This window comes from Roseiflexus sp. RS-1 (genome assembly GCF_000016665.1).
Lineage (GTDB): Bacteria > Chloroflexota > Chloroflexia > Chloroflexales > Roseiflexaceae > Roseiflexus.
This window is the reverse complement of the sequence record NC_009523.1, coordinates 633,856-645,801: the sequence shown is the minus strand read 5'-3', so window position 1 is coordinate 645,801 and position 11,946 is coordinate 633,856. Positions and strand designations below refer to the sequence as shown.

At 61.6% G+C, this 11,946-nt stretch carries 11 protein-coding genes; all 11 read left to right on the top strand.

All coding sequences use genetic code 11. The features are described from left to right. Positions 1 to 4: 4 nt before the first annotated feature. The 11 genes from ROSERS_RS02610 to ROSERS_RS02560 all read left to right on the top strand — a co-directional run bounded on the left by ROSERS_RS02610 (position 5) and on the right by ROSERS_RS02560 (position 11,943). Positions 5 to 424, top strand: coding sequence for a F0F1 ATP synthase subunit epsilon (locus tag ROSERS_RS02610; RefSeq protein WP_011955292.1), 420 nt, complete (start codon positions 5 to 7; stop codon positions 422 to 424). Positions 425 to 545: 121 nt separating this feature from the next. Beyond that, positions 546 to 1,556, top strand: coding sequence for a rod shape-determining protein (locus tag ROSERS_RS02605; protein WP_011955291.1), 1,011 nt, complete (start codon positions 546 to 548; stop codon positions 1,554 to 1,556). A 119-nt stretch (positions 1,557 to 1,675) separates the two neighbouring features. Next, entirely contained in the window at positions 1,676 to 2,374 is a 699-nt protein-coding gene (locus ROSERS_RS02600; RefSeq protein WP_011955290.1) for a methyltransferase domain-containing protein, read from the top strand. Between the two features lie 75 nt (positions 2,375 to 2,449). Then, complete coding sequence (locus ROSERS_RS02595) at positions 2,450 to 2,932, top strand: DUF402 domain-containing protein (RefSeq protein WP_011955289.1); 483 nt, start codon at positions 2,450 to 2,452, stop codon at positions 2,930 to 2,932. Then, complete coding sequence (locus ROSERS_RS02590) at positions 2,929 to 4,044, top strand: Gfo/Idh/MocA family protein (RefSeq protein ID WP_011955288.1); 1,116 nt, start codon at positions 2,929 to 2,931, stop codon at positions 4,042 to 4,044. Before ROSERS_RS02595 ends, ROSERS_RS02590 begins: the two co-directional genes overlap by 4 nt. A 16-nt stretch (positions 4,045 to 4,060) precedes the next feature. After that, positions 4,061 to 5,338: a glycosyltransferase family 4 protein gene (locus ROSERS_RS02585; RefSeq protein WP_011955287.1), complete on the top strand. Its 1,278-nt coding sequence runs from the start codon at positions 4,061 to 4,063 to the stop codon at positions 5,336 to 5,338. A 139-nt stretch (positions 5,339 to 5,477) separates the two neighbouring features. After that, positions 5,478 to 6,440: a hypothetical protein gene (locus tag ROSERS_RS02580; protein ID WP_011955286.1), complete on the top strand. Its 963-nt coding sequence runs from the start codon at positions 5,478 to 5,480 to the stop codon at positions 6,438 to 6,440. 661 nt (positions 6,441 to 7,101) lie between these two features. Then, on the top strand, positions 7,102 to 9,219 hold the full coding sequence (locus ROSERS_RS02575; RefSeq protein ID WP_011955284.1) for a polysaccharide deacetylase family protein: 2,118 nt from the start codon (positions 7,102 to 7,104) through the stop codon (positions 9,217 to 9,219). Between the two features lie 15 nt (positions 9,220 to 9,234). Beyond that, positions 9,235 to 9,549 carry an XdhC family protein gene (locus tag ROSERS_RS02570; RefSeq protein ID WP_011955283.1) on the top strand — a complete coding sequence of 105 codons (315 nt, stop codon included), beginning with the start codon at positions 9,235 to 9,237 and terminating at the stop codon, positions 9,547 to 9,549. 171 nt (positions 9,550 to 9,720) lie between these two features. Next, positions 9,721 to 10,455: an XdhC family protein gene (locus ROSERS_RS02565; RefSeq protein WP_011955282.1), complete on the top strand. Its 735-nt coding sequence runs from the start codon at positions 9,721 to 9,723 to the stop codon at positions 10,453 to 10,455. A 12-nt stretch (positions 10,456 to 10,467) separates the two neighbouring features. Continuing rightward, positions 10,468 to 11,943, top strand: a complete 1,476-nt coding sequence (locus ROSERS_RS02560; protein WP_011955281.1) for a Mur ligase family protein — start codon at positions 10,468 to 10,470, stop codon at positions 11,941 to 11,943. The last annotated feature ends 3 nt before the right edge of the window (positions 11,944 to 11,946 follow it).

Below are 11,946 nucleotides of genomic sequence, written 5' to 3'. Positions count from 1 at the left end.
GGCTATGCCGATCCATCTCGAGATTGTCACGGCGGAGCGCGTCGTGCTCTCCGACGATGTGGATATGATCAATGCGCCGACGAAAGATGGGCGCGTCGGCATCCTGCCGCGTCACGCGCCGCTCCTGACGATCCTTGAGGTCGGTGAACTCGATATTGTCAAGGACGGCGTGACGACGCCTTTCGCCATTTCGGGCGGGTTTATGGAAGTGCTGCCAAACCGCGTGACGATCCTGGCGGATACCGCCGAGCGCGCCGATGAAATTGATGAGGCGCGCGCTGAAGCGGCACGCCGCGCTGCTGAGCAGCGTATTGCAGAGCGCAAAAGCGCACAAGACCTTGCACTCGCCGAAGCGGAACTGCGACGCGCGCTGGTGCAGTTGAAAGTTGCGCAGTTGAAGAAAATCCGGCGTGAGCGCGACTAGTGAACCGCGTCGTCACGATGATCTGGGTTGATGTCGCAGGGTGCATGTGCAGTATCATGGATGCTGCGCCTGAACCCTGCGATATTTCGTTGTGAAGGCAAGACTTGTCGGACGGAAAGGTATGGCGAAGAAAATCGGCATCGACCTGGGCACTGCCAATGTTCTGGTGTATGTCAAAGGTCGTGGCATCGTTCTGGCTGAACCTTCGGTTGTCGCTATCTCGACAAAGGACAACCGTATCAAAGCGGTTGGCGCCGATGCGCTGGCCATGCTTGGACGCGAACCCGAAAGCATCGAGGTGATTCGTCCGTTGCGCGATGGCGTGATCGCCGATTATGACATCACCGAAGCCATGCTGCGGTACTTCATCCGCAAGGCGATGGGACCGTTCAGTTTCAGTAAACCTGATGTCATGGTCTGCATTCCGGCTGGCGTCACTACCGTCGAGATGCGCGCTGTGCGACAGGCGGCGGAGGCGGCTGGCGCCCGGCATGCCTATCTGATCCGCGAGCCGCTGGCGGCGGCGATCGGCGCAAACATTCCGGTTGCGCAACCGTCGGGCAACCTGATCATCGATATTGGCGGCGGCACAACTGAGGTGGCGGTCATTTCGCTGAACGATATTGTCGTCAGCCATTCGGTGCGGGTCGGCGGCAACAAGTTCGATGAAACCATCGCTGCCTATGTCAAGCGCAAGTACAACGTGTTGATCGGCGAGCGCACTGCCGAAAGCATCAAGATCGAAATCGGCTCCGCGCTGCCGCTCGAGCGCCCGCTGTCGATGCAGGTGCGCGGACGTGATCAGGTGGCCGGATTGCCGCGCACGATCGAGATCAATTCGAATGAAATCACCGATGCGCTGCAAGAGCCGCTGGAGGCGGTGATCGGCGCTGTCCGGCGCGTCCTCGCCGAAACCCCGCCGGAACTGTCGTCGGACATTATTGATAAGGGCATGATTATGACCGGCGGCGGTTCGATGCTGCGCCGCATCAATGAACTGCTTACCGATGTGACCGGCGTTCCCTGTTATGTCGCCGACCAACCGGCAAACTGCGTCGCCATCGGCACAGGGCTGGCGCTGGAATATATCGACATTCTACGCGATAGTCTCAGCGGCGACGATTTGAATTGAGAACCGGGAACCAGGAACTGAGAACTGAGAACCGGGAACCAGGAACCAGGAACTGAGGACAGGGGAGCGGCAGTCTATGCGACACTGCGCGAGACTGGCGGCAACCCGTCACGTGAACGATGAGACAAACATGCAATCCGCCAGCGACCGGTCTCGTCCTTGAAATCGGAAGCGGCGACAATCCGCACCCCCGCGCCGATGTATTGCTCGACCGCTATCCCGGCGCGGATAATCGCGAGCGTGGCGGCGACCTGGTGGTTGATCGCCCATTCGTTGTGGCAGATGCCCATCACCTGCCGTTCAAGGATGGGGCGTTCGCCTACACCATCTGCTCTCATATCCTGGAACATATGGACGATCCGCTGCAATTCGCCGCCGAACTGCGGCGTGTCAGCGCTGCCGGGTATATCCAAAGCCCTTCCGAAATCGCCGAGCGTTTGTTTCACTGGTCATTTCACCGCTGGTATGTGAACCTGGAGGGCGATACGCTGGTGCTCCACCCGCGTGAACCGCACGAACCGTTTGGTGAGTTGTTCGATTATTTGTATGCCTTTAATCCCGCGTACTATTTTTTCCAGCGCAGTATGCCCGATCTCTTCTGGGTCGAGCGCGAATGGCACGGCGATAATCTGAAGATCGAAGTACGCGCATCATCGCCGCTGCGCCTGCACGACCCTGCGACGCTGCGCGAGATGGTACGTCCACGCATGTCGCTGCTGCGCCTGATCGGTTTGTTTTTCGCATCGCTGATTGCGCGATCCCTGGATGCCGGTGTGCGGCAGCGGATTCGTCGCCTGCTGCGACGCAGTTATCTGTGAGAACGTTGCTGATGCAGGGCTCAGGCGAGACGCTGGTTGCATCAGAAGTCCCGCGTCTGCCGTTTGTGTAGCGCTATGTCATCGCCACGCTCGATTACGGTCAAACTTGTCAAACCGGAAAAGAACCAGGTAGTGACCTACTGCGCCAGGGTGATCCGCGCAACGCCGGAGTATGCGCTGGTGCGCGCTGTGTGGGATCATCCGCGACTCGACCTGGGATATGTGACATTCGAGCCGGGGGACGTCTTCTTCGAGCACTTCTATGCTGATCGCTGGTACAATGTGTTCGAACTGCGCAGCGCGACCGGTATGCTCAAAGGATGGTACTGCAACGTCACGCGCCCGGCGATCATCAGCAGTGAGACGATCATTTCCGAAGACCTCGATCTCGATCTGTTCGTGTCGGCGGAGCGTGATCGTGTGATGCGACTCGATGTGGAAGAGTTCGAGGCGCGCGGACTGGCGCAGCGCGACCCGCACGTCTATGCTGCTGCATGCGCCGCGCTGGAAGAACTGGAGCGACTTGCCGGCGCAGGCGCGCCCCCCTTTTGCGTATGACCACAGTGATTGGCATCGGATTGGTTGGTTATGGCGGGATCGGGCGCATGCATGCGCTCTGTTACCGGATGCTGCCGCTGGTCTACCCCGATCTGGGAATCCGCGTGCGCCTGACAGGGGTCGTCACTGCCAGCGCTGCCTCGGCGGAGCGGGCACGGCGCGAACTTGGCGATGTGCTGACAACCACGAACCTCGATGAATTGCTGGCGCTTCCTTCTGCCACCATTGTCGATTGCTGCGCGCCAACCGGCGATCATGCGCGCATCGCGGAAGCGGCGCTTGCTGCCGGGAAAGCACTCTTCTGTGAAAAACCGCTTGGCGCAACACCGGAAGAATCTGAACGCATCGTTGACCTGGCGCACACACGAGGACTGCCGGGCGGCGTGAACTTTCACCTGCGCTTTGTCCCAGCCCTTCAGGAAGCACGGCGACGCATCGATAACGGATTGATCGGCGATGTGCGCAGTTTCCACCTGCGCTACTACCGCAGCAGCAATCTGCGCCGTGATCGCGCGATCTCCTGGCGCTTCAGCGGACCGGGGAGCGGCGTGCTTGCCGATCTGGGATCGCATTTGATCGATCTGACCCACTATCTGTTCGGACCGATACATGCCGTGTCGGCGCGCACCGCCATCGTCATCGGCGAGCGACCCGGCGCTGATGGCGCGCCTGTTCCGGTCGAAGGCGATGATGTCGCCTGGCTTTCGCTCGAACTCGCCGGTGGCGGCTATGGAACTATCGAGGTCTCGAAAGTCGTTCCCGGTGCAGGCGACGACATCCGTATCGAAGCGTATGGGAGCGTCGGCGCGCTGATATTCGACACCCGCGACCCCAATGGATTGGAGATCGTCGAGGGAACAGAGGGCATCGGCGGAAGACGCATTGCTACCCTGAGTCGGATCGATCCTGCCACAGCGTTGCCCGCGCCTGAAACACCGGTTGGAACGCTCCAGTGGCATCTGGCGTCGGTGGCTGCATTCATCAGCGCCCTGATCCACGGCGCAACTCCCTGTCCGGCTTTGAGCGATGGTCTGGCGGCGGATCGTGTGATCGGCGCGGCGCGGCAGAGCGCTGTCACAGGTGGCGCCTGGATTCGGCTTGAACGGCGTTGATGCAGAGCAACGCGCTATGAGTGAACGATCCCCTTCCGATGCACTGCGCGTCGCCATGCTGGCGCGCGTCGTCTTTCCACTGCACGGATTCGGCGGCATCGAACGCCATGTCTTCCATCTGACGACCCACCTGGCGCGGCTTGGCGTGCGGGTGACGCTGTATGTGCAGACACCGGGCGCACCATCGCACAACCACACCCCTGATCGCGCCAATCCGTATGCCGATGCGCTGCCGGGCATCGAGCGCGTGATCACGCTGCGGTACGACTACACATCGCCGCTGCTGCGCCCAAACTCCATTTCAGGACGACAGATCAACTATCCCTGGTATTCCTGGCGATTGGGGCGAATGGCGGCAATCGCTGCACGACGCGGCGCATACGATGTGGTTCATGCCCAGGGATTATGTGCGTTCGGCTACGGCTGGATCCGCGTCCGCGACCCGCTGTTGCGTCGCCTGCCGTTCATCGCCAACCCGCATGGGCTGGAAGAGTATCGCACACCCGATTGGCGCAAGTGGCTGGCATATGCGCCCTTTCGAGCGCTCTACTCCTACGGCGCACGTTGTGCCGACCGTGCCATCGCAACCGATGCCTGTACACGGGACGACCTGCCACGCTATCTGGGCGTCGATCCGGAGCGGGTTGTGGTTATTCCCAGCGCCATCGACGCCGATGAATGCCTGGCGCCGGTCAACGACATCGTGCGTGCGCGGCTGCGCGAACGGCTGCGCCTCGATGACGCCGACCTGACCATCCTCAGCGTTGGGCGGCTGGAGCGCAACAAAGGGTATCACGTGCTGATCGAGGCGCTTACCCGTGTGCGCGATCATCTTCCACCGAACTGGCGCTGGCTGCTGGTGGGCGAAGGGAAAGAACGAACCGCGCTGGAACAACAGGCGCGACAGGCTGGCATTGCCGGACATATCACCTTCGTCGGGCGCCTCAACGACACCGAATTGCACAACCTCTACGAGGAGATCGATCTGGTGGTGCATCCGACCCTTTATGAAGGCTCATCGCTCGTGACCCTGGAAGCCATGATCCACCGCCGCCCCATCGTCGCATCGGCGGCAGGCGGCATTCCCGACAAAGTGTTCAACGGGCGCAACGGCTATCTGGCTCGTCCAGGCGATGCCGCCGATCTGGCGGCAAAGTTGCGCCTCGCTCTCGAACAGCGCGACCAATGGGCAGCCTGGGGCGAAGCGAGCGTCCGTCTGGTGCGCGAAACATTCGACTGGCCCATCGTTGCGCGCCGGACGAAGCAGGAGTATGAGCATCTGGTTGCAGGTTGAACCGGGCGGAAGGACGACCCTCACCCCCCTTCCTCCTCGCGCCGCCGAGGACGCTTTTGGGACGCTTCATCCCTATCATGGAAGGTGAGTCTCGAAAGACGAGGGAGACCAGTTCAATGGATGCAAAGAGGAGGATTCCATGTCAAGGGTGCATTTGACGTTCGCCCTATTAATCCTGGCGCTGGCTCTGCCGGCCTGTTCGTCCGAGAGCGGGGCGCCTGCCCAGGAGAGCAAACCGACTCCCGCCAGTGTCGCTCCGCCCACGACTCAGATCAACCCCGCCGAGCTGAGGAGTGATGCACGTTGCACCATCGTGCCACAGGAGGTGCTCACTGCTTTGCTCGGCAATTCAATCAACGATATGTACGTCCTGCCGACCGATGTAGCTGAAATTGGTTGCAATTACGAATTTGCCGGCGGAAAGAGCCTCACGGTGCGCGTCGAACTGGCCCGGTCTGGCCAACAGGCATTTCGCGCCATCATGCAGTATCAGGAAGTCTCTCAGGGTTCAGAGGATGTGTCGCTGGGCGACGTTGCTCGTATCCAGGAGACGCAACAGGATATACGTCTCTACGCTGTGCTCAACGGCTGGTATGTCACCGTCGAGTCCTACGGCGGCTTCACGCGCGAGCAGGTGTTGGCGCTGGGGCAGTGGCTATCCGCCCGCTTCGTTCCCTATCCGCAGACGGCCAGTCCGACCGCTGCGCCCCCAACCGGCGCCATGAGTGACATGCGGGTCACCATCGAACATCCCGCCCAGTTCGCCAGCGTGACCACGCTGCACGACCTCAAAGGGACGGGATTTTTGTACGAAGCGATCTGCAGCGATCCCGGCAAAATCTTGTTCCGTGTCTCCTTTGCCAGCATGCCTGGGACGTTACCGACGCCGGTGAGCTTGTTTGTGATAAGCGCCGGGCAAAACGCACCGGTGGGAACGCCGCTGCCGGTTGACATCACTATCGGCACGGGTGATGCGAGCGATGCTGACAAAACCTTCACCTGGAAGGGGCGCGCCACATACACAGGGGATGGCCTGTCTGGCGTCTTTGAGTCGGATGACGGTCAGGTCAAAGGGTCGTGGTCGTGCGCGTTTCAACGCTGAAGGGACAAGCCACAAAGACAAGCCGGCTTGCGTTGGTTTCGGTTCCGATGGTTCCGCCCGGCATGACCGCATTGGGCGGGTGCGCCTGCGTGGAGCGCCCCGCGTTCTCTGCGTGATGAGCCTTGCTCCTACCGGTGAACGCACCCCGCTGCATTGGGTGCGTTCATAAAATCAGCGCATTCCTTTGTCGGCGAAAGCTGACAGCGGAATGCGCTCCTCCTTTCTCCTTTCTGCTCACAGAGCGATATTTGAGCAGAAACGTTCTCGAATGTGACGCATGAAAGGAACGGCGATGGCGATCTCGGGTGCGATGACGTTCCATCCGCTTCCGTGTGTGAACCGTTCGTCCAGGCATCCAGGCGGCGCCCGTATCGGCAAAGGCGCCTGGGACCATCGGCGCCATTCGACCCGACTTCGTTCCCGCAGCGTTGTCCCGCTCCGCAAGCGCGCAAACTGGATTGACCGCGCACGTCGTTGTCAGGGCCATCGCAAACGTTGCTGATGCCGCCAGGTCGAACAAGAGCGTCAGGCGTCCATCCGGCGACTATGGCGCCATTGCCGACGATGACCGCATGTTGCGCTGGTACATTGATAAACAATGTACCTTGATTGCTCGTTCGGTGAAATGTACTTTTGCAGGAGACTCATGCTATGATATTGCATGAGCAGCAGACCATTGCAGCGAAAGATCATGCCAGCAGCAGCGGACAGCGCCGCCTCTCCTATCATCGTTCATATTGCCATTGGTCCCTGCGACGAGTCGGGGTATTGTCCGACTCGCGCCAGCGGGAACGGGCGTGAAGTTGCGTCAGCGTTATTTCTCTCCGAAGCGCTGATCGATCTGGGAAGGCGTGCGTTGCATGCCGGTGCGCAGCATATCGACGATGTTCAGGAGACCGGTCTGGCGCTGGGACGGGCGCTGTTTACCGCGCCGATCCGCGCGCTGCTCCTGGAAGCCGCGCACACTGCTGTGGCAAAGGGCGCCCGTGTGCAGGTGCGTCTCCAGATCAATGCCCCGGAACTCGCAGCGCTCCCCTGGGAGTATCTCACGCTGGGAAGCGTCAATGTCTGGCAACCGGCATTACGCGCAGACTATGCGCTGGTGCGCGTCGGGAGGCGCATCACGCCGCCACCGTCCCTGCCGCTGCGTCCACCGCTGCGCGTGCTGGCAGTTGCATCACCCGGCAACCATCACCATCTGGATGACCTCAATCGTGCGCTGGCGCCGCACATCCGCACTGGCGTCCTTACGCTACGGATACTGCCCGATGCCACACCGGCAACCCTCAGTCAGGCGCTGGCAGACGAAGCGCCGCATGTGCTTCACCTTATTGCGCGCACCACGCTGACGCCGGATCAGCGCCTGGAACTGGACATCGGCAACCGGTTCGACGCCGGTGATCTGATCGATCTGCTGGCGGACGCCACCGATCTGCGGTTAGTGACGCTGACCGGCGGAGAAGGACATGGCAGCACATTGAACATTGCACCTGTCGTATGTGCGGCGTTGCTGATCGATGCGCATCTGCCGGCGACCATCGGGTTCAGCATGCCGCTGCCATCGGATGCTGCTGCACGTTTTGCGGCGATCTGTTATCACCACCTGGCGCTGGGAGCGTCGGTCGATCTGGCGGTGACCATCGGGCGCGCGGCGCTGGCGCATACAGGAGCGATGTGGGGCGCGCCAGTTCTGCGGATTGTACCCGATACCGGCGTTCTGTTCCAACCGCTGCCGCGCCGCGCCGCGCGCCCGCCTTCGGTGAACCGACCACTCCCCTTCATTGCGGCAGCAGTTGTGTGTGCTGCGCTGATCCTCGGCGGGCGACTCTTTGGTACGTCAGCATATTCACCATTCAACCAGCCGAATCCGGGTCAGGTTGCGCCGCCAAAAGCACACGTTCAGGAAGCGCCAGTCGCCCGACATCCTGTGCTTCTCCCGCTGAGTCTGCCGTTCATCGAGCCATCGGCGACGCCGACCGCTGTGCCGACCCCTGCTCCCTCCCCGTTGCCTGCCCTGATCGGGTATACCGTTCACCAGGTCGCTGCCGGTGAAACGCTCGATGGCATTGCGGCGCGGTTGGGCAGTGATGCTGCATCCATCGCAACCCTGAACGCCATCGATATCGAAGCGCCGCTGCGCCCCGAACGGGCGCTGGCGATACCGTTGTTCCGCGCCGGAGAACCGGCTTATGGTTTGACCGAACCGGTGCACCGCGGCAATCCTGCATCCGGCAAGGTGGCGCTCACATTCGACATCGAAATCGATGATACGACGTTGTATGCTATCCTGGATGCGCTGCGGCAGCGCAGGGTCAAAGGGACGTTCTTTGTGACCGGTCGATGGGTCAAACGTTTCCCCGACGCTGCGCGCGCGATTGTCGCCAATGGACACGAGATCGGCAACCATTCGTTGACGCATCCCTTTTTCTCGCGGATCGGTCTCGACGGTATGGCGAATGAACTCCGCGAGACTGAGCGTATCGTGCAGGAGACCACGGGTCGCAGCACGCGACCGTACTTTCGCTTCCCTTACGGAGATTACACCACGCAGGCGGTCGTCGTAGTCACGGCAGAAGGGTATATACCGTACCACTGGAGCGCAGATGATCGCGGCATACCGGCATGGCTCGACCGTGCCGTCGCCGATCCCGCATGGGCGTCCGGCGGCATCCTCCTGCTCCACGGGCGTCCGGCGACTGCTGGCGCACTCCCCGGTATTATTGATCGGCTGCGTGCTGCCGGTCTGGAACCGACAACATTGGGTGAGACGTTGCGATAATGGTGAGGCACACATATGAAAGACGTTCTTCCTGCAATTGAGCAATGGCGCGCGCGCGGCGAGCGCGTGGCGATTGCCACTGTGGTGAAGACGCTTGGTTCTGCACCACGTGGTGTTGGAGCAAAGATGGCGGTTTCGTCGAGCGGTGCAATGGTCGGCTCGGTCAGCGGCGGCTGTATCGAGGGCGCTGTGTTCGACGCCTGTCAGGAAGCGATCAGAACCGGCAAGGCGCAATTGCTCCACTTCGGCGTTGCAGACGATGAGGCATGGGATGTCGGGCTGGCATGCGGCGGGATCATCGACGTGTTCGTTGAGCCGCTGGAGTGGTAAGCGGGCGCCTGACGCCACTGCAACTTTTGCTGCTGTTGCTGCGTCCAAGAGCGATGGTGCGACGCCAGGGCGCGTGTTCTGTTTTTCGAGCGTTCCTGTGATCCACGCGCTTTTTCAACGGCATACCACCTGTGAAGTACACAAACCCTTTTCGTTCCTGTGGGGAAAATCATGGCTACGTTATATCAGACACTCAAGGCCTGTCTCGATGCAGAGCAACCGGTCGCAGTGGCAACTATCGTCGATGGAGCGGGGCAGATCGGAACAAAAGCGCTGGTGCGCCCCGACGAAGCGTTGCTCGGCACGCTGGGCGAACCTGCACTCAATGAAGCGGTCGAACGCGATGCGCTGGCGATGCTGTTGCGCGCCGAGAGCGGAATTCGCACATATGCAACCTCTGAAGGAGAAGTGCAGGTCTTTATCGAGACCTTTCCTCCTCCCCCAACCATGTTTATCGTCGGGGCAGTGCACATCGCCATCCCGCTCGTCACCTTCGCCAAAGCACTTGGGTTTCGCACCGTTGTTATCGATGCGCGCGGCGCCTTTGCAACCCCGGAACGCTTCGCCCACGCCGATGAACTGATCCACGCCTGGCCCGATGAAGTGTTGCCGGGACGGTTGACGAGCAACAGTTTTGTGGTGCTGCTGACCCACGATCCGAAACTCGACGACCCGGCGCTCAAGGTTGCGCTGCCTTCGCCAGCGCGCTACGTCGGCGCGCTGGGGAGTCCCAAAACGCACGCCAGACGTCTCGAACGGTTGCGCGCCGATGGCGTGCCGGAAGAACAGCTGGCGCGCCTGCACGCGCCAATCGGGCTGAAGATCGGGTCCGACTCGCCGGAAGAGATCGCCGTGAGTATCATCGCCGAAGTTGTTGCAGCACGCCACGGGTTGACCGGCAGGTAACCCGGCACGCCTATGATGTTCGATGTTCGACTCTTCCTGGCAATCACAGCCGGTCAATCAGCCGGCATTGCCAGTCGCATGTTGCGGCGCGGCGGCGGCACGACGCTTCCGGGTCTCGTCGCCCGGCGGATCGATCCGCACACACTGCGGAAACTGACGGCGCGGCTGCCCCAGGGAGTGGCGCTGCTCTCCGGGACCAACGGCAAAACCACCACCACCCGCATGATTGCGGCGACACTGGCGGCAGATGGACGCGCACTGCTTCACAACCGCGCTGGCGCCAATCTGGTGAGCGGCGTCACGACAACGGCGCTGGCAGGCGCATCGCCCGACGGACGCCTCAGGGCGCAGATTGCCCTCTTCGAGACGGATGAGGCGGCTTTCCCCGATGTGGCAGCCGAAACCCATCCGCGCCTGGTGGTGCTGCATAATCTGTTCCGCGATCAACTCGACCGCTACGGCGAAGTGGATACGGTTGCGGCAGGGTGGCGGGCGGCGCTTGAACGTCTCCCCGCCACCACCACGGTTCTGCTCAACGCCGATGATCCCGCCGTGGCGGCGCTGGGTGAAGGGTTGACGGCGCAGGTGCGCTACTACGGTCTCAACGATGTCCGGCATGCGGCAGGATCAGCGGCGCAGATCGGCGATGCCCGGTTTTGCCGTCGCTGCGGTGCGCCCTACCGCTATACTGCGCTCTTCTACGCCCACGTCGGGCATTACCGGTGCGAGGCATGCGGCGCTGCACGCCCGATCCCTGTGTATGCGCTGGAACGCCTGGATCTCCACGGCGCTGACCATGCAACACTCTGCCTGACGTTTCCGGGGGGTGCGATGGAGGTGCATTTGCCGCTCCCCGGACTGTACAATGCCATCAATGCGCTCGCCGCAACTGCGGCGTGCCTGGAACTCGGCGTTGCTGCTGCGCGTATCCGCACGTCGCTCGAATGCTTCGATGCGGCATTCGGACGCATTGAACGGATCGACGCCGGTGGGCGACCGTTGCTCATCGCTCTGATCAAAAATCCGGTCGGCGCAACCGAAACCGTTCGCATGCTGACCGAAGCGCGGAAGTTCCACACGTCCACCGCGCCGGAAGTCTCTCCTGCTCCTTCACATCACGATTCCCCTCTCATCGCATCAAACACCAACCATAACCTGCACCTCTTCATTCTGATCAACGATCGTCATGCCGACGGCACGGATGTCTCATGGCTGTGGGATGCGGAATTCGAGCGTCTGACGGGGTGCGTGGCGCACGTGACGGTGAGTGGGACGCGCGCGGCAGATATGGCGGTGCGCTTGAAATATGCCGGAGTCGAGCCGGAGCGGATGACCATCGCGGACGACCCGTCGCATGCGCTTGATGCTGCGCTGAACCGACTGCCGCCCGGCGCGACGCTCTACGTGCTGCCGACCTACACTGCGATGCTCGATCTGCGCGCCGAACTGGTGCGACGGGGATGGGTGCGACCGTTTTGGGAGCACTGACAG

What these genes read in the sequence shown, in the direction of transcription:
- ROSERS_RS02610 (WP_011955292.1), top strand. Translation starts at nt 5, where the DNA reads ATGCCGATCCATCTCGAGATTGTCACGGCGGAGCGCGTCGTGCTCTCC.
- ROSERS_RS02605 (WP_011955291.1), top strand. Translation starts at nt 546, where the DNA reads ATGGCGAAGAAAATCGGCATCGACCTGGGCACTGCCAATGTTCTGGTG.
- ROSERS_RS02600 (WP_011955290.1), top strand. Translation starts at nt 1,676, where the DNA reads ATGAGACAAACATGCAATCCGCCAGCGACCGGTCTCGTCCTTGAAATC.
- ROSERS_RS02595 (WP_011955289.1), top strand. Translation starts at nt 2,450, where the DNA reads ATGTCATCGCCACGCTCGATTACGGTCAAACTTGTCAAACCGGAAAAG.
- ROSERS_RS02590 (WP_011955288.1), top strand. Translation starts at nt 2,929, where the DNA reads ATGACCACAGTGATTGGCATCGGATTGGTTGGTTATGGCGGGATCGGG.
- ROSERS_RS02585 (WP_011955287.1), top strand. Translation starts at nt 4,061, where the DNA reads ATGAGTGAACGATCCCCTTCCGATGCACTGCGCGTCGCCATGCTGGCG.
- ROSERS_RS02580 (WP_011955286.1), top strand. Translation starts at nt 5,478, where the DNA reads ATGTCAAGGGTGCATTTGACGTTCGCCCTATTAATCCTGGCGCTGGCT.
- ROSERS_RS02575 (WP_011955284.1), top strand. Translation starts at nt 7,102, where the DNA reads ATGAGCAGCAGACCATTGCAGCGAAAGATCATGCCAGCAGCAGCGGAC.
- ROSERS_RS02570 (WP_011955283.1), top strand. Translation starts at nt 9,235, where the DNA reads ATGAAAGACGTTCTTCCTGCAATTGAGCAATGGCGCGCGCGCGGCGAG.
- ROSERS_RS02565 (WP_011955282.1), top strand. Translation starts at nt 9,721, where the DNA reads ATGGCTACGTTATATCAGACACTCAAGGCCTGTCTCGATGCAGAGCAA.
- ROSERS_RS02560 (WP_011955281.1), top strand. Translation starts at nt 10,468, where the DNA reads ATGATGTTCGATGTTCGACTCTTCCTGGCAATCACAGCCGGTCAATCA.